Raw genomic sequence first — 20,994 nt, 5'->3', positions numbered from 1 at the left:
CTAACACTCTTTCGAGAGATACCTCACCTACTCTAAGGGCAAATTTCTAGAACTCACGGTTTATCGACTGCCTAGGTAATGAAATGATTAAGAATACAACCATTCCCTATCTATAATAGCTATCATCAAATCCATTCCCGTTCTTTTGAAGGGAAGCGACTTATCCTGCTGAGTGATTTGCGGATCTTCCACTTTCGTATACGTGAGCAGCGCTTTGCCCGAATCGGCGAATGAACAGTTCAAATCCATAAATTCGAAAGGTCCGGTTTCAATGTCCCCCACCCTCTCCCATGTCATACCACCATCTCGCGACAATGCGGCGGTTAACGGGGTACGCAGTCCATAATGATGTCTTGTAGGGTCGTAACAGCTACCGTTATAAAACAAGACTAGATCATCGGTTCCGGGAATACGTCTCAAGCATGTGCATGATTCCGGGGCTCTTAATCCCGAGGTTTGAGGCAGCGACCATGTTTCTCCCCCATCGTCAGAATAGGACAAGAACACGGACCCTAGCTGCGTCCGAAGCGACATGATCAGCTGCCCGGAACGCAGCTCTGCCACCGATGCCTCCATCGCACCGCGCATCGGCAAGTCGACCGTCCCACTTGATCTTCGCCAGCTGAAGCCGTCGTCATCGCTTAGGAAGCAAGCAACGGTATTATGCTGGCTCCCCTGATGCCCCGTTCCGAAGTGAAACGGCAGGAGCAATCGACCGCTAGTCAGGACATTCATCTGATTGGCCCCTCCCTGAATCCATTGTCCGTCACTCCTACTCCATACGTTGCCTGCATCCTTCCAGCTTTTCCCTTCATCGGAGGAACGGAATAAACAAAGGGTCGAGCTGCTGCCTCCCTGATGACCGCGCAGGCAATGAAGTATCAGCTCTCCGGAAGATAACCGGGTTAATCCAGGTGCTTGCACGTTATGATCGCCAGGCTCTACATCCACGAGCAAGGCTTCCTCCCCCCATGTGTTCCCTTTGTCTCTCGATAGTTTGGCATAAATGCGGCAAAGGCCAAAATCGCTTCCCCCCTCATCGCTATCCGCGTATTTATGCCATGCCAAAAGCAGGCTTCCATCTTTCAGCTGAACGACGCTTGCTGTATCATTGCGCGGGTTGTCCGGCCCAGCTTGCGCTACCATTCTGTGTTGGATTGCTCCACTCCGCATCCCTTTCATTTCCTCCTATTCAAGTACAGCAGGATGGGAGTTATTTATCCATCCTGCTTCAATGTTAACTTCCCATTAAAACTTTAGCTTGAACTCATAAAAATCCTTGGTCAGAAACGCTTTGGTTTTGTTATCCTGATACCATTTGGCATACCATTCTTCAATATTTTTGCCGTTGTTTTTGTCCCAGGTGCTTTTCGCGTCCTGAAAGGCCTGATCGACCGTATAGGAAGCTCCGGATATAATAGCTTTAGTCCAAATATCTCCAATATTTTTGGTCGCGTTGTTAAACGACGTTTGCAGTTCCCCAGGCATAGCAGGAATATGTTCCGGGTGCGTAAAGTCCGGCATAGGGTGCTTCTCGTCCAAATAAATATCGTACGCCTGTTTCATAAGATCCAGATATTGCTTCTCTACTGGGTCGTTCGGATTCAATGTTGCCTGAAATTGACCGCAGGAACCTTCCACAATCGGGGAGAATAGCATTGTGTAGGCAGCCGTGTATTTGATCTTCAGATCAGTTTTCTCCTTATCGATAAATTGCTGGCATCCGTTTGCGCCTTCCTTCCAATCTTCGCCCTTGATTCCGTATTTTAAGGTTTGGCCTGTTTCCTTGGCTGCCATGAAATCAACATAGTTCATAACCGCCTCCGGATGCTTGGCGTCCGCATTGATCATTGCGGTCACTTGAACCGGATTGGATAAGATCGGGCTGAACTGCCCGAATACGGTCGCAGGAAGCGGTATTACCTGCAGTTCTGCATTCGGATCGGCCTTTTTCAGTGCTTTGAATGTTTCAATATCGGATTGATGTACGCTTGAACCCCACATCCCGATTTTTCCGGCAATGATCTCCTGCGCATACAGTCCCATGTAACCGGAGCCTTTTTTCGTTAAATAATCTTTGTCAATTAACCCTTCATCGTATAATTGCTTCTTGAAGGCAGCCGCTGCTTTCGCTCTGTCCCAATCCCAAACCATCTTGTCACCGGAAATGACCCAGCCTACGTTGCCGAACATACTGTCGATAACTTGGATGGAACGGGCGCCCATATCAAGCGTAATCGTATCCTTCTTTCCATTACCATCCGGATCGTTATCCCGGATAGCTTTCAATACGCTAATGAGCTCTTCCGGTGTTCGGGGTACTTGAAGGTTCAGCTTTTTGAGCCAATCCGACCTTACCATCAGCACATTGTGCGGTCGCAGCCCATTTATTCGGCCAAACCCATACATTTTTCCATCGGGCATCGTAGCCGCTTTTTTCAATGCGGGATATTGTTTGAGCAAATCCTTATAAGTCGTGCTATGCTTCTCGATTAAATCATCGACGGGCAGGATTAATTTTTGGTCATACAATTGGTTACGAAACGGGCCGCTAAATTCCTGAATCAGATCGGGAGCAGAGCCCGAGGCGAATAATGTGTTGAATTTTTGAACGGACTCGGTTCTTGGAATGGAGATGACCTTAATGGGGGCCGGGCCGTTCTGGGACATCCAGGTTACCCAGCGGTTTTTCTCAATCGTCCCCTCTTCGGGAGGTGTGTTGCCAGCGTCGTACGCAGAAATGGTAATCTGTTGCTTCTGTTTATCTGCATTGGAGCTTCCACTTCCGTTCTGTGTCTCTTTGGAGCACCCTGCCGTTATCGCAAGCATACAAAAACCAACGACGGCTGCTCTCCATATGTCCTTCCTCTTCGCTTTCATCCTGTGACCTCCTGTTTGCTTGTCTTTTAACATCATAACGCTAAACTCATCCTTTTACCGCGCCGATCAACACCCCCTTAACAAAATGCTTTTGAAGAAGCGGATACACGACGAGCATCGGGATTAACATCACGGTCATACCGGCAGAGCGAATCGATTCCGGGGTCAACATCTGCCTATCTTCTTCCTGAATATTTTGAAGCTCATTCATCAGATTCGATTGTGCCACCATCTGCTGGATAAGTACGGAAAGGTTATACTTGCTCGAATCATTGATATAAATGAGCACATTCATAAACGAATTCCAGTGACTTACTCCGTAAAATAGAGCCAGCGTCGCCAATACAGGAGCAGATAGCGGGAGCACAATTTGAGCGGCCAATCTCCATTCTCCGCATCCATCTATCCGGGCCGAATCTTCCAATTCCTCTGGAATGTTTTCAAAAAAGGTTTTCATAATCAGCATGTTGTAAGCGCTGACTAAACCGGGAAGCCATAGAGCCCAATAGGTATCGATAATGCCTAGCGACTTCACCAATAAATAGCTGGGTATAAGCCCTCCGGAGAACAACATTGTGAAGATAATCAACAGTGTCATGAATCGCCGCCCGATAAAATGCTTCTTGGATAACGGGTACGCCGCAAAGATGGTAATAAGCATATTGAGCGCCACACCGACTCCAGTAATGATCAGGCTGTTCACAAAAGCATTGGGTACACGAGTTCCTTTCAGCAGAGCCTTGTAAGAGTCCCAACTGAACTCTACAGGCCATACAAACACTTTGCCGGCCAGAATCGCATGATTGCTGCTAAATGACAGTGATACAATATGAAGCAATGGAAACAAGGCACTTAACGCCCATAATCCTAGAAATAAAGTGTTGATTCCGTAAAATATTTTTTCACTTTGTGTTGGTTTCATTCTTGCGTGCCCTCCTTGAAAATCAGAACAATCCTTGATCAAATTTGCGGGCTATCGCATTGGCGGCTAATACCAGAACTAGCCCGATAACCGACTCAAAAAGCCCAACCGCTGCCGTAAAACTGAACTGGCCTCCTTGAAGTCCCACTCGGTACACAAATGTCGAGATAACATCGGCTACCTCGGAAACAGCCGGATTGGACAGCATATAGACCTTGTCGAACCCTACATCGATCAGCTTTCCCATTTGCAAAATGAACATGACGATGATCGTCGAACGAATTCCCGGCAGCGTAATATGCCACATTTGCCTCCATTTGGGAGCACCGTCCATAGCAGCCGCCTCATACAAAGATGGATCGAGCGAAGATAAGGCGGCCAAATAAATAATGGCCGAAAACCCGGCCTCCTGCCAAATGCCTGAACCAAAATAGATCGCCAGCCAGCTCGGGATTCTATACAGGAAAGGAACTGGCTCCTCTGAGCCCGTAATCGCTTGCAGTATTTCGTTCATCGCCCCGCTAGAGGAAAATATAGTAACGACGACGCCCGTGACGATAACCATCGATAAAAAATGAGGCAAATAGACCAGTGTTTGGACTACCTTCTTGTACCACTTTTTGTGAATCTCATTTAACAGAATGGCGAGAAGGATCGGAAAAGGAAACCCGATGGTAAACCCAAGTATGCTGATTAATAATGTATTGCGAAACACTCTTATGAAATCCGGGCTGCTCCAAAGCATCTCGAAATATTTGAACCCGGCCCACGGACTGTTCCATATGCCTTCACGGAGATTGTAATCCTTGAAAGCAATGATGATCCCTCCTATCGGTATATATTTGAATACGATGAAGTAGATCAATACCGGGAGAAACAAAATCCAGAGAGGTAGGTTGGATCTCCATAATTTCCTTCGCTCCGTGTTTGTACGAATGTTCTTTTTCACCGCCACGGCTGCCATTTTCATTTTGCCTGCTCCTTTTTGTATGATCGTTTGTGGAATTGTCCCCAATATACCGGAGAGCCTCGTCCCGGCACAATATACACCTTTTTTCTCAATAGATGGGATACAAAAAAGGCTTCGCACCAGCCTTTCGAAGCGATCTCCGAAAGGCCAGCGAAGCCGTATGTACCTTTTTTTATTGTATAGATAGTCGAGTGAAGCACTACACTCAATCAGCTTCCGTCGAAATTTTTCTGTATTCCCCCGGTGTAAGTCCCGTTGACTTCTTGAAAGCACGGATAAACGAAATCGTATGAAGGTAACCGACCTGACCGGCGATGCTTTGAACCGTATCCCGGGTTTCTCTAAGCAGCTGTTTCGCCCTCTCGACTCTCGTCAGCATAAGGTAATCCATCATATTCATTCCGATTTCTTCTTTGAAGATACGGCTCATAAAGCTGGAGTTGATTTGAAACAGCTCCCCGATTCCCGACATAGACAGATCCGGATCTTCATAATGCTCATCCAAATAGGCCTTAATTTTATATAGCAACGCCGTTTGAGAGTCTTCGTCCTTACGTTTGTTTATTTCTCCGAAGATCGCGTCTAGCTGGGCGTAGAAATACGAATACAGCTCATCCTCCGTCTCAATCGGTTCCAACCCTTCGTTCAAGGAGTTCAGACCGTTCTTCCAGATCGTTTTCAGATCCGAGGATGTTTCGCTCATCTCACGATCGATGGAGAACAAAACGAGCTTCATCAGGTTAAGGACGCTATCTTTGGATATGCTGGCTTCCGACGTTTGCTGAACGAACTCCTTCAGTTTGGCAGACCACCCGGAATCACCTTGTCGAAAGGTCTGTGCAATGCTCCGCAGCAATTGCGGCTGTACGACCAGTTCCTCTTCCTTTAGATGCTGAATATTGTCCACGGAGATGACTCGATTACCGCCGAACTTGAATTTCATTTTGACTGCATGTACAGCTGCCTTATGGGATTCAGCTATATCATCGATCTCCTCCGCTAACGACCCGATACCGATGGTAATCGTAATATCTAAATTCACTTGAATCCAATCGCAGACTTCTTGCGTGATCGTCTCCACCTTGGAGCTCAAATGGCCCGATTGAAACAATACGGCCAATTGATCTGCCTGAACCCATTCTGTCCATACCCGAATACGGTGTTTTTCCGCTACCTCTTGGAATACGCGTAGAATCGCATATTTTAATAAATATTGATCACGTTTATTATATCTTACCGCAAAATCGGGAAATCGATCGATTTCCGCTAACGCAACGCGAGCAACATATCGTTCTTCCAGCATTTGCACGATCAGCTCATCGTCTCGGTGGATCATATTTCCTTCAAGGAGATCCAGAAACAATTTCGTATGACGGTATTTTACATTTTCATTTTTCAACACCTGCTGGCCATCCACTTGGTCTATTAACTGGTCTATCGCTGCCTCAATAAAGTCGAAGTCGTTGCGCTTTTCACTTCCAAGCAGCTGCATGCTTTTTTGAGATTTGAATCGCTCCAAACGATCCGTTAAGGCTTCGATCGGTTTGTAATTTTTGCGGGTAACGGCATACATCCAATAGCCCCCGAAAGCAATAACCAACAGCCATAGTACATAGCATGCATAAAAAATCGCCGAGCTAAAGCCATACACCTTGGAGTTGTTAACCGAACTATGCATGCTCCATCCCGTATAATCCGAAGCAACCTCAAAAGAATGTATTTTTTTCTTCCCGGCTTCAACCTCACTCTCTCCAATGGAGGCAATAGAACCGTTTTCTCTATCTACAAAGTCCAGATGACTGTATTGGGAGTTGGCCATTTGCTCAATCATGGATTGAATAGCATAAGGACGGACATTGACAACAATAAGCCCTTGTCCTCCGGAAATGGTCGGAACCTTGCTGGTGAGAGTCAGTACTTTACGGGTCACTACTTCGTTCGAATACACGTTCATTTCTGAGACCTTGCGCAAATCCGACCATTTCGACTTGGGCTGATGTTGTATCACTTCCAGTAGAAAATCCCGGTCCGGGAATTGATCGATGGAAATCCTTTCATCCCTAGTCAACACGATCTGATCCCGGAAACGGTACAAATACAGCGAGTCTATCAACGGCGTAGCGTGAATGATATTTCGAATCCGTTCACTCATTTCAAGAGAATCCAGATATTTGTTCGTCTCCTTGGCAGGATCGAAAAATTTATCAAAGGTCACGCTGTTAAGAATTTCTTTTACAATTAATTGATCGATGGAACGAAGAGCGTCATCGACGCTTTGGAGCATTTGCTTCGTCGCGACCTCATTTACCCGATTGGCTTCATTCCCGATGGTTAATCGCACGGAAATAATGGAAATGAGAACAACAACGGACGAAACGACAATGAAGATGGGGAGATAAGACAAAAGCAACCGATAATACCATTGTTTTCGCATCCGAACGCACCTTTCCTTGTGAAGTCGATAAATATTCAGCGTCCTTCATTGAAAATAGCACACCTTGGGTGTGCTTGATAAGGTATAATATTTCAAAATCATTCTTCGACGGTATTTATCCTCAAAAAATCAACCTGCTCTGCAAACAAGCGAATTTGTAACCGCTCTTCCTCAGACAGCTGTTGAATCGGTTTTCTCGGTGTTCCTACTTCAATTCCTTGCAAATGCAGGATCTCCCTTTCAAAAGCAATGAAATCGTATTTTAACAACTCGGCAATCACGCGGTTTGCTTGGGCTTGTAGCGTACGGGCCGCAACCAAATCCCCGGCCTGGAACGTACGGTACAATTGGACGAATAATTGTGGCATGATGTTGTATGTGCTCCCGATGGCACCACAGCAGCCGACAGCCAGCCCCGCAAGCAGGCATTCGTCCGGACCATTGAACACGCGAAAGTCTGGCCCGCACGCTTCTATCAGCTGCTGCAGCTCGAAAGTATCCTTAGAAGTGAATTTAACCCCGACAATGTTCTCTACCTTGGACAGCTCCTTATAAAAGGATACGGTAGATTGAACACCCGTCATGGCAGGAAAATGATAAATGATGAGCGGGATGTCTGCAGCCATCGCAATATCCAGATAATGTCCTCGAACCTGCTCTTGTCCGTGCTTGTAATAAAACGGAGCCACCGAAGAGACTGCATCTGCACCGGATCGGGCAGCATGCTTCGTGAGCTCCACGCAGGTAGCCGTGTCCATAGCCCCTACATGGGCTATAATGGGGACGACTCCCTTAACCTCATCTGCAACGATCTCGAGAAACAACTGACGTTCGCCGACAGTTTGCAGAAACCCTTCTCCCGTGCTTCCACTTAAATAAAAGCCGTCCACCTGCTTGTCCAGCAAATGACGAACGAGATGACGTGTTCCCGACTCGCTGATTCTCCCCTCACAATCATAAGGCGTAATCAATGCTGGAATAATTCCTTTGAATTTTTTCAATGACGACATCATAGGTTCACCTGTAGCCTTTCGCTTTTCAATTATGTATTTTATCGCAAAAATCCCCATTACGGACGACGTTCTGAGGCCTGCCCTCCAAAAAGGACCGCACATTATCCACAGCGGTTTGCAGCAGTCGGCCTCGGGCTTCCCTTGTTGCCCAAGCGATATGCGGGGTAATGATGCAATTAGATGCATGAAGCAACGGATGATCTGCTGGAGGAGGCTCCATGGAAAGCACATCAAGCGCAGCTCCTGCGATTCTCCGTCCATTCAATGCCTGTGCAAGATCCATCTCATTCACCAGTTTCCCGCGGGCGGTGTTAATGAGCAATGCATTAGGTTTCATCAAATTTAAATGAGCTTCGTTGATGATGGCTTCGGCCTCCGTCGTTAACGGACAATGCAAGCTAATGACATCCGAATTCTGGAACAATTCCTCCTTGGGAACCCATCGGAAACCGTCAAAAGGAACCGCTCGATCCGTTTCCCCTCTTCCATTTAAAGCAATCACCTTCATTCCTAATGCATTAGCGATTCGTGCCGTCTGCAATCCTATCCGACCCGCACCGATAATACCCATTGTTTTACCAGATAATTCAACAAGGGGAGTTTTCCAATAACACCAATCTGGACTTGCCGTCCATGTCCCCCGTTGTACCGAATTTGCATGAAGTCCAACCTGATGGCAGAGCTCAAACAATAAAGCAAAAACAAATTGGGCGACTGAATGGGTTCCATAGCTCGGGATATTAGTAACCACCACCCTTTGGAGTTCAGCAGCTTTTACATCAATGACATCATAGCCGGTAGCAAGAACACCGATATATCTTAGATCCGGCAGCTGTTGCAGGGTTGTTGCACTTAGAGGCGTTTTATTGGACAGCAGCAGCTGAGCTCCTTGAGCGCATTCCACAATTGTATCCTCAGGGGTACGATCAAATATAGTCACATTCCCAAGCTTCATTAATTCATCCCAGCTCAAATCACCGGGGTTCAGCGAGTACCCATCCAATACGACGATGTTCATGGTCAACTCCCTCCAATTCGTTTCCAATATGGCCAGAACTTCGAGTACTGATCTGTTTGATGGCTTACTCACGTTCTTCTTTTCTAATTTCATGTTCTTGATATAATAGCAGTATCTGGAATTGGAGGTACAGCAGCATGTATCCGGAGTATTTATTCGAATATCCTAATATGAACTCTAGCTTCCCTTTCTATATGAAACGGAAGCTGCAGTGGAAAACGCCTTCTCACCGACATGATTTTGTAGAACTGACTCTGGTACTTAACGGTCAAGGCACGGAAACCATCAATGGCGCCACGCATGACATGCTGCCCGGTACCATGGTACTGCTGCTTCCATACCAAGTACATGAGATCGTCTCCCATCCGAACGATCCTCTCGAATTATATATTTGCAATTTCCCCCTGGATGTTATCTTAGAGCTTGGCGAATTGGATACCGGATTGCATGATATCCTGTTAGGCAGCGCCGTAGAGGCAAGAACGACTTTCCTCCATTTAGATGACAGTCTGTTTGATGAGATACGGCAATGCTTCCATTCTATTTGGAATGAATATAAGAAGCCGATGCCATTTACAAAGATTATGTTAAAAGTGAATCTCCAGCGGGTATTGACTCAGTTTGCAAGAAGCAGACTGCAGGCCGATCCGGATAGGACGACGCATCCATCGTCCCAAACTTCAACAGCTCAGACCCGTTCTATTTGGCCTATAATCGGTTATATTCATGAGCATTACTTGGAGCCGCTCAGCCTGACCGATTTATCCGAGCGGTTTGGTATCCATCCCTCATCCCTTAGCGAAATGTTTACCCGTCAATATGGTATTCACTTCATAGATCTGCTTCACGAGCTTCGTGTCCGCCATGCATGCTCGTTGCTGCATGCTACAGAGATGCAGATCGCTGACATTGCTGAGGAATCCGGCTTTGGCTCCTACTCCAGTTTTGTCCGGATTTTCCATAAAACCAAGGGTGTTTCTCCTAAAATGTACCGGGTCTCTTACCGTACCGCGACACCTGCGAAATAAAATCATTGAAACTCCATAATAATGATTGAGTTAATGGTATGAACCCTAGGCTTGCAGGAGTTCCTTATTGATTTTAATGACGACACGTTTGGTTAACGTTCCGCCTGCATGGCTGCAAGCTGGTCGGTGCAGATCGTCCGGAAAATAAATAACGAACGTGCCTGGCTTTAACAGCAATTCAAATTCATTCTCAACCTTGTCATACAAAGCGTAGTCCTTGTCGGTCAATTGATCCTCAACTGGGACGTTGAGCTCGCATTGTCTGGCAACGGCATGAACCTCTTCCCCTGCCACGACCATTTGAACATCAATAAACTTGGCATGATGCTCCGATTTTCGTTCCAGTGGAACTACGGTATGGGCTTGTTGGACCAGGGCATACATATCATTCCCGATAAGGTTATAGGTTCCGATATCAGCATTCTCCAGGTCCGACGTTCGCAAATAATCAATCGCTTTACGCAAGATTGGGGCATATGCCCATTGTTCTTCCTCCCACTTGCTCAGGTCACCAAGTATCATGTTGATTCACTCCTTGTTTCTTACCATTCTCCAGAAGAACCAAACTGGTTTTTCACATTCAAGCCAAATTGTCTGCCTGCTTCATCGATCCCCGTTAGCAGCTCTTCCACCGTCTTTCCTGCTGCACTGCGTGCTGCTGGTATCACCGTACTGCACTCATTGCCGTCCATATAAATGGAAGCTTCCAATATGCGGGCCTCGTCTTCCTTCGGAATGACCATAAAACCATGCTTGTCAGCATGAATAAGCTGGCCTGGTTGAACCTTACACCCAAATACTTCCACCTCTATCCCCCAGCGAACGGGTGTGCTGAAGGCATGACCGACGCAGGTTCTCCGAGCAATGGCTTTGAAGCCGGCGTTGTTCATTTCATCTGTATCGCGGATGGCTCCATCCGTGATGGTGCCTACACAGCCTAATGAGCGATGGATATTACTGTTCACTTCGCCCCAGAATGCGCCGATCACACGCGGCTTATCCAAATCCTGCACTACGACAATTTTGGGTCCGGGCACACTCGCCACATACTTACGATACTCGCTCCACGCGTTGGGGTTATTCTTGGGATGATCTGGATTGCTCGGTTCGAATTGTACTGTGACTGCATAGCCAACCATCGGCCCCATGTGCGGCATGAAGTCGCGAGTTTCCTCTAGATTGAAGCCCTGTGTGATATCGCACTTCGTAATCACCTCCCAGCCATTGTAGATTGTCGGTGTATTCCAGCGCTTCAGCTTCAGCAGATCTGTATAGGATAATGTCAACTCGGGTTCATCCTCTCTTGATCGAATATACTCCTATTGTAAGCAGTACACGGTGGTAAGAACTTGCACTTTTTCGTCTGAACCTCTCGAAATTTCGTTAGAACCGATGCTGTTAGCACGTCAGCTTACTTGTCCAGATTGTCGAGAAACCTATGAAGCATCAAAGGAGAGCCGCTTACTATAGCTTTGGAGGAATCAGGTATTGTTCAGATAGGCGATATATGATCCCAGCATGGTTTCCGTGTGATTCCGTTTCCACTGGATAGTACTGCGCTTCCGGTAGATCTGCTGGACGCCCAGCGTATTCATGCTAGGCGACAGCGCAGGACGTCACTTAGAAATGAACGTGAGTGCAGCCTGTAGTGTGAACACTTTAATCGTTCTTGCTTTAGCTAAGGGGGTTCTTGTACGGATAGAAAAATGGGGAGATGAATCGGAGCACGGTGAACCCGGTCCTTTATCTAGGCTTCAGCGGTATCCTAAGGCAATATGGAGCAAGGAATTTCTTTGTTAAAAAAAGCTTGGGCTGCAGTTCTCAACGCCCCTTTAACTACGGGAAATTATAAATAGAATGATACTGTCCCAACCTTATCGCTCTTGTATCTGCTATGATATAGAAAGAAGAAGACCACTTAAGAAAAATGAATAGTTGAGTCTGGCTCGGAGACCCTTGGCGGTCTTCTTTCTATAAAAGAACATAAGGAGGGCGTGTCATTTGACTATACAGCTCAAAGCCATAACATCTGACAACTGGCAGCAATGCGTTCGTCTGTCCGTCCATCAAGAGCAGGAGCGCTTCGTCGCTCCGAACGTTTACTCGATTCTGCAATCCAAATTCGAATCGGATAAAATACCGCTAGCGGTTTATAGCGACGATACACCGGTTGGATTCGTCATGTATGGCTGCGATCCTGAAGATGGCTGCTACTGGATTATTCGTCTAATGATAGACAAGAAGCAGCAGGGTAAAGGCTACGGAAGAGCGGCTCTCCTTCAAGCGATTGAGCTTATTCGCGCTCAGCCGGATTGCAGTCAAGATATTAAAATATCCTATAAGCCCGAAAATGCCGGAGCAGAAAGGCTGTACGAAAGCCTGGGCTTTCACAAAACCGGGGAAATGATCGGAAACGCGCCTCACAAGGAGGTCGTGGCTAAGCTTCAGTTGAGCTAATGGACTTTTCGATGCTCATACGTTACCGAAATTAACTAACTAAAAAACCAGCCTATAACTCATGAAAGATCATGGGCATAGGCTGGTTTTATTTTATTGGCTATGGCTCTTAGTATCGTGCGACAATCATTTTTTTGCGTGTATAGAATTCTACGCCGTCCTTGCCGTTTGCGTGCAGGTCTCCGTAAAACGACTTCTTGTATCCCGAGAACGGGAAGAAGGCCATAGGTGCCGGAACTCCTACGTTCACTCCCAGCATCCCCGCATCGATGTTTTCGCGGTAGTGACGGATCGCCTTCGCGCTATCTGTGTACAAGCAGCCGCCATTAGCGAACTCTGAGGCATTGGCAAGCTCTATCGCCTCATCCAGCGTTTCTACCCGCACAATAGACAGTACGGGCGCAAAAATTTCATCGGTCCAAATTTTCATTCCCTGCTTCACATGGTCAAATATCGTCGGTCCGACGAAGTATCCGCTGCCGCTTGCCTCAGGCACTTCACGTCCGTCAAGAATCAGCTGCGCTCCTTCTTTGGCCCCTGTATCAATGTACTGCAGCGTACGGGCTTTGTGAGAGTCGCGAATGACCGGGCCCAAGAAAATTCCATCTTGCGAGCCATCGCCGATGGTGATGGCTTGAGCCGCTTCCGCAAGCCGATCCACCAGCTCGTCTGCAACGCCACCTACCGCAACGACTACTGAAGTAGCCATGCAGCGCTCGCCTGCTGAGCCGAAGGAAGCATTGATGATCTCTTTGACGGTGAGATCCAGATTAGCGTCCGGCATGACGATGGAATGGTTCTTGGCTCCTGCCAGCGCTTGGACTCTTTTGCCGTGAGCTGCCGCCGTTTTGTACACGTACTCCGCGACCGGCTGGGAGCCTACGAAGGAGATGGCGCTGATGCTCTTGTGCTCGAGCAAACCGTTCACCACATCATGCGCCCCATGCACGATATTGAACACACCGTCCGGAAGCCCTGCTTCAGTCAACAGCTCCGCAAGCCGATTCGCCAAGAGCGGCGTCCGCTCTGATGGCTTCAGCACGAAGGTGTTGCCGCATGCAATTGCCAGCGGAAACATCCAGCAGGGAACCATCATCGGGAAGTTAAACGGCGTAATGCCGCCTACGACCCCGATCGGATAGCGGTGCATATTCGATTCAATGCCTGTCGCGATATCGGGTAAGGTACTGCCCATCATCAGGGTAGGAGCACCGGCTGCAAACTCGACGCACTCGATGCCGCGCTGTACTTCACCGTAAGCTTCACTGAAGCTTTTACCGTTTTCCTTCGTAACAAGCTCCGCCAGTGACTTCCAGTTTTCTACCAGCAGCTGCTGGTATTTGAACAGAATGCGCGCTCGTCTCGGAACAGCGACATGCTTCCATTCCTTGAAGGCTTCCGCTGCGGTAGCTACCGCCAACTCGACATCCTCCCGGGTCGATAAAGGGACCGTAGCCAGCACTTCTCCTGTTGCCGGATTCGGAACCGCCTCATATTGAGAGGATGTTGACTCGACCCACCGGCCGCCTATAAAATTTTTTAAAGTGGGAACAGCTGCAGTCTGTGCAGGTTGTGTCATCACGAATCGTCTCCTTTTAAAAACCTAAAATGGAAAACTTATTGGTTGCTGCTTCCTGAACGGCAATCATCGGCGGCCCAAATAGACTGATGCGGTCAAATGCCTTCGGCTTCTGCTCCATCTCCTCACGGAGCGTGTTGCCGAACGCCATGCGAAGCGCCGTGCCGATATTGATTTTGGCAACTCTGCAAGATGCCAGCCTGCGCAGCTGATCGTCCGGGACGCCGCTGGAGCCGTGAATAACAAGCGGGATGCTCACCTGACTTTGGATGCGTTCGAGCAGATCGAAGTCAATGCTTGCCCCTTGCGTCTCCATCCGATGAACCGTTCCTACAGAGACAGCCACCGCATCGATATCGGTTTCTCGTACGAACTGTTCAACTTCGTCTGGATCGGACAACTGATGCTTCATGGCAATAGACGGATCGCTATAGCCGACCGAACCGATTTCCGCTTCGACGGAAATGCCGCGCTGATGCGCGAAATCTACGATTTCCTTCGTCCTCCGAATATTCTCCTCCAACGACAGCTGAGAGCCGTCATACATCACGGAGCTGAAGCCATTCTCGATAGCATCGGAGCAAGTTTGAAAGTCTTTGCCGTGGTCCAGGTGGACGCACACCGGCACTGTTGCGCTCTTCGCGGCCTGCAGCATGAGCGGAGCCAAATAAGCGAGTGGCATATGCTGAATGGCCGGAATGTTAGCCGCCAGAATAACCGGTGCACGTTTCTCCTCCGCAGCCCGTATGACCGGAATAATGTCCTCATATCCGAATATATTGAACGCCGGTATCGCGTAGTCCCGATCTACGGCTTCGTCAGCGATTTGTTTCAAGGTTACCAGCATGAAATGGTCTCTCCCTTCCTATCCCCTAGAGCATATTATTGATTCGTATGTTTATTGATAACCGCTTGAATCTCCTCTGCCGTAGGCATCGCATCCGAGCAGCTGTGGCTGGAGACGACAATAGAAGCAGAAGCCGCTCCAAACTGCTGGCATTTCGCAATGTCCCATCCATTCATCATGCCGTATATGAAAGCTCCTGCGAACGAATCCCCTGCACCAAACGTCTTCACGACATTAGCCGGGAAGGTCGTTCCTGTGAAGCTTTGACCGTCCTTGGTGAAGGCTACCGAGCCGTCTCCGCCGTGCTTCACCAGTACGATCTTCGCATGATGAGCAAACCAGCGGTTAGCTGTGGCCGTGTCATCCTTTTGCAGCGGACCATACGGAGCCTCCAACAAATCGAACTCTTCTCTGCCGCCTAGTATCACATCGCTTTTCTCTGCGACCAGACTGCAATAGATCCCCGTTTCCTCGCGTGATTTCCAAGTATAAGGGCGGTAATCGATATCGAAGAAGACGACGACATTATGCTTGCGAGCCAGCTCCACCGCTTTGAACACCGCTTCTCGCGACGGGCTTGCAGCCAGTGCGGTCCCGGAAATCATAATTGCTTTCGCATTTTTGATGTATTGTTCCTGAACATCGTTCGGCTCCAGCTTCAGATCCGCTACGTTATCTCGGTACATCAAGATGCTGCACTCCGTAGGAGATTTGATTTCAGTAAAAGCAAGTCCGGTCACCGTACCAGATTTGTCGGTAATGACATTGGACGTGTCAATCCCCCGCTGTTCCAAGTAATTCGTAATAAAGCGTCCGTGCTGATCGTCGGAAACTCTTCCAATAAAACCTGACTTTTTGCCTAATCTCGCGATGGCAATCGTAATGTTGGCCGGCGACCCTCCAACATATTTGGTAAAGGTCCGTGTCTCTTCCATCGGTCGGTGAATTTCATTCGCATTCAAATCAATACATAAACGGCCCAGGCCGATAAAATCCATTGGACGGCTTTCATCAAAAGTAATCAAGCTCATATTTGACCTCCTCGGTATGTGTTGATTATTTGGTCCATTCCTTAAAAATCCACTCATGGTCCGGGTCATTCTTGAACTTCCACGTCCGGACAGGTCCGGCCATCACATTCAAATAATACAAATCATACCCGGGCGGGGCAGACACCGGATGATATCCCCGCGGAACCAACACGGCATCCCCGTTACTCACAGCCAACGTTTCATTAAGCGATCGATCATCGGTATACACTCTTTGGATCGCAAATCCATGCTCAGGCTGAATTTTATGATAATACGTTTCTTCCAAATAAGACTGTTCAGGCAAACGCTCCTCGTCATGCTTGTGCGGCGGGTAGCTCGACCAGTGACCGTTAGGCGTTAGCACCTCTACGACAAGCAGGCTGTCTGCCGGCTCATTCTCCGGTAAAATTTGATGAATGCGTCGCTCCGCATTTCCTTTGCCGCGAATTTCCACTTCGATCTGCGATGGCGCGATCAATCGTGCCTCATACGTTCCTTTACCCGGCGCCCGGCACACAGCAAGCTCCAAGCTTGTGTGTGCTTCGACTTCATAACGGTCTCCAGATGGAATATAAACGGCATAAGGCGGGATTTGCTCAAACACACTCATCCTTTCGCCTATATGATCCCATTTCTGATCAGTCGTGGCGATACTGGCTTTGCCGCCTATTAGCACGAGGCACACTTCTTCTTCTCCCGTCTCCTGCTGCAGCCGCTGCCCTGTTTCCAGACGGTATACTTCAAAACCAACAAATTTCCAACCTGCGGAATGAGGCGTTATGCTCAGCACACGACCGTCTTCTTCAGGCACTGCTGCACTGCTTACAATCAACTCGCTATTGGACATTGCCGCTCCTCCTTTTAAACGATTCCGACTTCGACCTCAATTAGCTTCACGGGACGTCCTTCCAGCAGCGACATTTTGGCGGCGTAAGCGATCTTCTCCGCCTGAAATGCATCGTTGCCGTCCACCGGCACCTGATTTCCATTCAGCACGCATTCGATAAATTGCCGCGTCTCGTCGATATAAGAATCGTGATACCGTTCCAGGAAAAAATATTTGGGGTTATCCCGAATGATGCCATTAGCCGTACTGATTTCAGCCGTATTCGGATGATCGTTTTGAACGGCAACACTGCCTTCTGAGCCGAACACTTCCACACGCTGATCGTATCCATATACCGCCTTGCGACTATTGTCGATGACACCCAGCGCACCGTTAGCAAACTTCAGGGTGATAATCGCCGTATCTATATCACCTAATTCGCCAATGACCGGATCAACAAGCACCGCCCCCTGCGCATATACCTCTGTCACTTCGCTTCCGGACAAGTATCTAGCCATATCGAAATCATGAATGGCCATATCCATGAATAATCCACCAGAACCTTTGATGTAATCGCTGCTTGGCGGTGCCGGATCGCGCGACGTAATTTTGATCAGATGGGGCTCACCAACACGGCCTGCTTTCACTAGCTCACGGACTCTTTTGAAATTGTGGTCAAATCTTCGATTAAACCCCGTTTGAAGCACCACCCCAGCCGTCCGAACCTCCTCCAGCGCAGCCGCCGTTTGACGGTAATCAAGGCTGATAGGCTTTTCGCAAAAAATATGCTTGCCTGCTCTCGCTGATTCCGTAATGAAGGGAACGTGCGTATTGGTTGGAGAGCAAATAAAGACAGCGTCGATGTCCGGATCCTCTACGATTTCCTTGTAATTATCCGTAACAGCAGGGATCCCTAACCCCGCAGCCCAATCCTTTAATTCATCCGTTACAAAAACATCCGATATTTTGCGAATGTCGGCCCGGCCGTTACGTGTCAGATGCTCCGCGTGCAGCCGTCCGATTCTCCCTGCACCGATAATGCCGATTTTTAATTTATCCATAGTTTGACCTCACTGTCGCTCGAATAGGTTAAGCGCTTTATCTTGGAATAAGTGCATGTTGACCGTCTATCGTTTCACCTTCTACAAGAGATAGGTTCCGAACGGACGTCTCCCTTTTATGAAAGGGGATTGACGAATTAGATTAACCACCAGTAATTTCGCTCAAATAATCCCTTGCTCTTTGTGCATATTCCACCGGATCGGCTATAGACGGGTCCTGCTCCGCTTCAATAATCATCCAGCCTTCATAGCCGCGAGCCTCCAGCTCGTTGAAGATCGGCTTGAAGTCGATGCATCCGTCTCCCGGGACAGTGAATATCCCCTTACGCACGGCTTCTCTAAATCGGATGCCCTCTTGACGCTTCCAATCCAGCACTTCCGGGCGAATATCCTTCAGATGAATATAGCGGATACGGTCATAGTAGGTTTGCAAAATATGCAGCGGATCACTGCCGCCGAAGTAAGCGTGCCCTGTATCGTACAGCATATGGACCAGCTCTGGATCGGTAGAATCCATCAACCGCGCGATTTCCTCGCCGCTCTCCACCACGGTTTCCCCATGGTAGTGATAGACCAGCTGCATCCCGTTGTCTCTGCAGTAGCGGCCGGCTTCATTCAGCCCGTTGACCATATGCTTCCACTGCTCGTCGGTTAACGGCTCGATACGAACCGAATTATTCTCCAAATCCTCGAAAGCATTGCCCGTTTCGCAGGTCACCACATAGCGGCAGCCCATCGATTTTAAAAAGTCAGCATGCTCGCGAAACGCTTGAAGCTCCTCCTCCCTGCGCTCCGGCTGGCTAAAATGAACCGATTTCCACTGAGAGGTTAACACCATGCCATTGCGTTCCAACAGCTGATTCAGCTCCGCTGTATCCCGCGGGAATTTGCGGCAAAACTCCGTTCCTTCAAAGCCCAGCCTGGACATGTCCCCAAGCACTTGTTCAGCCGTATAATGATCGCCTAGCTCCATAATATCTTCATTCACCCAGTTGATCGCTGAGATCCCATAGTTTACTTTCATGGACAGACTCCTCTCCTCCTGCGTCGGCTTACCACTTGGGCGCCGTGCTTAATTTGGTCTGAAGCTCCTTATAGGCCTGCTTCACGTTATCCATCTCTGAAACCTCAGAAACTCCTACATGCCACCACGATTCGTAGCCATCTGTATTCGTTCCCGGAAGCACCTTCATATCAATTAAAGTGGTTACCTGCTCACCCTGCGCCTTATCAAGCGCATCTCTCAGCTCCTCCACCGTTCGGACAGAATATGCCTGTGCGCCCAAGCTGCGGGCATGCGCTGCAAAATCGATAGGCATGTAATCGCCGGTAAGCTGGCTGGTTGAATCAGATCGCTCACGGAATTCGTTGCCGAAGCTGCCGCTGCCATGGCCTCTTTGCAGGTTATGAATGCATTGGAAGCCGTGATTGTCGAACAGGAGAATAGTTATTTTTCTCCCCTCCTGCAAACTGGTCACGAGCTCGGAGTGGAGCATCAAATAGCTGCCGTCCCCAACCAAGGCGTACACCTCACGATTGGGCTCCGCAAGCTTAATTCCGAACGCTCCCGACACCTCATATCCCATGCAGGAAAATCCATACTCCATGTGATACGTCTTTGGCTGCGTCGTTCTCCAGACACGATGAAGGTCACCGGGCAGGCTGCCTGCTGCACAGACGATGATGTCCTGTTCATCTATGAAGCCATTAATCTCACCGAGAACCTGTGTCTGTACCAAGCCGTCGGGCCGCTCCAGACGATGCAGCCGATCCACCTCAGCATCCCATTGCTGCTTCAGTTCTCCCAATTCCTCTGAGGAATAATCAGATGTATAGCCTTGCGCCTTCAGTTCGCTGGCGATAGCCTGCAGCGCTTCCTTAGCATCAGCCGTTACGTAAGTACCATCCAATTTATAAGCATCCATGGAGCTGACGTTCAAGTTCAAGAACTCGACGCCTTCCCGCGAGAAGGCTGTTTTGGAGGCTGTTGAGAAATCGGACATTCTCGTACCCACACCGATAATGAGATCGGCCTGTGCCGCCAGCCGGTTCGCCCCGAGCGTTCCCGTTACGCCTACACCACCAAAGCTGAGCGGATGCTGCCAAGAGATGGCGCTCTTCCCTGCCTGCGTTTCGGTTACCGGTATGTTGAACGATTCCGCAAACATTCTCAGCTCGTCGACGGCCAGAGAGTAATGTACACCGCCTCCCACTACGAGCAGCGGGCGCTTCTTGCTGCGGATCAGCTCTACTGCCCGGGCAACGGCACTCGGTGCCGCAGGCTTTCTATCGATGTGGTGAACCCGCTTCGCGAGGAATTGTTCAGGATAGTCATACGCCTCACACTGCACATCCTGCGGCAGGCACAGCGTAACGGCTCCCGTCTCTGCAGGATCGGTGAGAACCCTCATAGCGTTAATGGCTGCCGTCATCAGCTGCTCAGGACGGTTGATACGATCCCAATATTTGCTTACCGGCTTAAACGCGTCATTCGCTGTCATCGTATAATCCAGCGGGTATTCAATCTGCTGAAGCACTGGATCGGGCTGCCTGCTGGCAAATATATCGCCCGGCAAAAGCAGAAGCGGAATCCGGTTGACTGTAGCCACCCCGGCTGCTGTCACCATATTCAGTGCGCCTGGACCGATAGACGAGGTGCAAGCGAACATTTCCAGCCGGTTCTTCTGCTTCGCGTAAGCGATTGCAGCATGAGCCATCCCTTGCTCGTTTTTCCCTTGGATAAACAGCATTTCATCCTTGTACTGCTCCAGCGCCTGGCCGAGTCCCGTCACATTGCCGTGACCGAAGATTCCCATGACGCCCTTAAAGCATTTGTGCTCCACACCGTCGATTTCGATATACTGGTTGTTCAAAAAACGAAGCAACGCCTGGGCCATCGTTAATGTTACCGTTTTCATAAATCCTCCT

The 20,994-nt window shown here is 48.8% G+C and carries 18 protein-coding genes; 2 read left to right on the top strand and 16 right to left on the bottom strand.

Features of this window, described 5'->3' with window-relative positions; translation table 11 throughout:
* Positions 1 to 87: 87 nt before the first annotated feature.
* The 7 genes from QMA13_RS05555 to QMA13_RS05525 all read right to left on the bottom strand — a co-directional run bounded on the left by QMA13_RS05555 (position 88) and on the right by QMA13_RS05525 (position 9,237).
* Positions 88 to 1,173 carry a sialidase family protein gene (locus QMA13_RS05555; RefSeq protein WP_282940052.1) on the bottom strand — a complete coding sequence of 362 codons (1,086 nt, stop codon included), beginning with the start codon at positions 1,171 to 1,173 and terminating at the stop codon, positions 88 to 90.
* Positions 1,174 to 1,248: 75 nt separating this feature from the next.
* Complete coding sequence (locus QMA13_RS05550) at positions 1,249 to 2,880, bottom strand: extracellular solute-binding protein (RefSeq protein ID WP_282940051.1); 1,632 nt, start codon at positions 2,878 to 2,880, stop codon at positions 1,249 to 1,251.
* Between the two features lie 46 nt (positions 2,881 to 2,926).
* A complete protein-coding gene (locus QMA13_RS05545) occupies positions 2,927 to 3,802 on the bottom strand; it encodes a carbohydrate ABC transporter permease (protein ID WP_282940049.1) in 876 nt (291 codons plus the stop codon).
* A 22-nt stretch (positions 3,803 to 3,824) separates the two neighbouring features.
* Positions 3,825 to 4,772 (bottom strand): ABC transporter permease, encoded by a 948-nt coding sequence (locus QMA13_RS05540; protein ID WP_282940047.1) that lies wholly within the window; start codon positions 4,770 to 4,772, stop codon positions 3,825 to 3,827.
* Positions 4,773 to 4,977: 205 nt separating this feature from the next.
* Positions 4,978 to 7,206, bottom strand: coding sequence for a helix-turn-helix domain-containing protein (locus QMA13_RS05535; RefSeq protein WP_282940045.1), 2,229 nt, complete (start codon positions 7,204 to 7,206; stop codon positions 4,978 to 4,980).
* A 98-nt stretch (positions 7,207 to 7,304) separates the two neighbouring features.
* Entirely contained in the window at positions 7,305 to 8,207 is a 903-nt protein-coding gene (locus QMA13_RS05530) for an N-acetylneuraminate lyase (protein ID WP_282940044.1), read from the bottom strand.
* Positions 8,208 to 8,244: 37 nt separating this feature from the next.
* Positions 8,245 to 9,237 carry a D-2-hydroxyacid dehydrogenase gene (locus tag QMA13_RS05525; protein WP_282940042.1) on the bottom strand — a complete coding sequence of 331 codons (993 nt, stop codon included), beginning with the start codon at positions 9,235 to 9,237 and terminating at the stop codon, positions 8,245 to 8,247.
* 137 nt (positions 9,238 to 9,374) lie between these two features.
* Here QMA13_RS05525 and QMA13_RS05520 point away from each other — a divergent pair, with 137 nt between their 5' ends.
* A complete protein-coding gene (locus QMA13_RS05520; protein ID WP_282940041.1) occupies positions 9,375 to 10,265 on the top strand; it encodes an AraC family transcriptional regulator in 891 nt (296 codons plus the stop codon).
* A gap of 45 nt (positions 10,266 to 10,310) precedes the next feature.
* Here the strand turns inward: QMA13_RS05520 and QMA13_RS05515 are convergent, their stop codons facing one another.
* Both QMA13_RS05515 and QMA13_RS05510 read right to left on the bottom strand, forming a co-directional pair.
* Positions 10,311 to 10,787 (bottom strand): NanQ anomerase/TabA/YiaL family protein, encoded by a 477-nt coding sequence (locus QMA13_RS05515; protein WP_282940040.1) that lies wholly within the window; start codon positions 10,785 to 10,787, stop codon positions 10,311 to 10,313.
* A 20-nt stretch (positions 10,788 to 10,807) separates the two neighbouring features.
* A complete protein-coding gene (locus QMA13_RS05510; RefSeq protein ID WP_282940039.1) occupies positions 10,808 to 11,551 on the bottom strand; it encodes an RraA family protein in 744 nt (247 codons plus the stop codon).
* A 715-nt stretch (positions 11,552 to 12,266) separates the two neighbouring features.
* Here QMA13_RS05510 and QMA13_RS05505 point away from each other — a divergent pair.
* Positions 12,267 to 12,722 carry a GNAT family N-acetyltransferase gene (locus QMA13_RS05505; protein ID WP_282940038.1) on the top strand — a complete coding sequence of 152 codons (456 nt, stop codon included), beginning with the start codon at positions 12,267 to 12,269 and terminating at the stop codon, positions 12,720 to 12,722.
* 109 nt (positions 12,723 to 12,831) lie between these two features.
* Here the strand turns inward: QMA13_RS05505 and QMA13_RS05500 are convergent, their stop codons facing one another.
* The 7 genes from QMA13_RS05500 to iolD all read right to left on the bottom strand — a co-directional run bounded on the left by QMA13_RS05500 (position 12,832) and on the right by iolD (position 20,984).
* Entirely contained in the window at positions 12,832 to 14,301 is a 1,470-nt protein-coding gene (locus tag QMA13_RS05500; protein ID WP_282940036.1) for a CoA-acylating methylmalonate-semialdehyde dehydrogenase, read from the bottom strand.
* A 16-nt stretch (positions 14,302 to 14,317) separates the two neighbouring features.
* Positions 14,318 to 15,148 (bottom strand): class II fructose-bisphosphate aldolase, encoded by an 831-nt coding sequence (locus tag QMA13_RS05495; protein WP_282940034.1) that lies wholly within the window; start codon positions 15,146 to 15,148, stop codon positions 14,318 to 14,320.
* Between the two features lie 35 nt (positions 15,149 to 15,183).
* The gene (gene iolC, locus QMA13_RS05490; RefSeq protein ID WP_282940033.1) at positions 15,184 to 16,179 is read right to left on the bottom strand and encodes a 5-dehydro-2-deoxygluconokinase; all 996 of its coding nucleotides are present in this window, start codon (positions 16,177 to 16,179) and stop codon (positions 15,184 to 15,186) included.
* A gap of 25 nt (positions 16,180 to 16,204) precedes the next feature.
* A complete protein-coding gene (gene iolB / locus QMA13_RS05485; RefSeq protein ID WP_282940032.1) occupies positions 16,205 to 17,026 on the bottom strand; it encodes a 5-deoxy-glucuronate isomerase in 822 nt (273 codons plus the stop codon).
* Between the two features lie 14 nt (positions 17,027 to 17,040).
* Positions 17,041 to 18,066, bottom strand: coding sequence for an inositol 2-dehydrogenase (gene iolG, locus QMA13_RS05480; protein ID WP_282940031.1), 1,026 nt, complete (start codon positions 18,064 to 18,066; stop codon positions 17,041 to 17,043).
* A gap of 142 nt (positions 18,067 to 18,208) precedes the next feature.
* Complete coding sequence (gene iolE / locus QMA13_RS05475) at positions 18,209 to 19,090, bottom strand: myo-inosose-2 dehydratase (RefSeq protein ID WP_282940030.1); 882 nt, start codon at positions 19,088 to 19,090, stop codon at positions 18,209 to 18,211.
* A gap of 28 nt (positions 19,091 to 19,118) precedes the next feature.
* Positions 19,119 to 20,984 (bottom strand): 3D-(3,5/4)-trihydroxycyclohexane-1,2-dione acylhydrolase (decyclizing), encoded by a 1,866-nt coding sequence (gene iolD / locus QMA13_RS05470; protein ID WP_282940029.1) that lies wholly within the window; start codon positions 20,982 to 20,984, stop codon positions 19,119 to 19,121.
* Positions 20,985 to 20,994: the final 10 nt, after the last annotated feature.

This window comes from Paenibacillus sp. RC67 (assembly GCF_030020805.1).
Lineage (GTDB): Bacteria > Bacillota > Bacilli > Paenibacillales > NBRC-103111 > Paenibacillus_S.
This window is presented reverse-complemented; position numbering and strand designations above follow the sequence as displayed.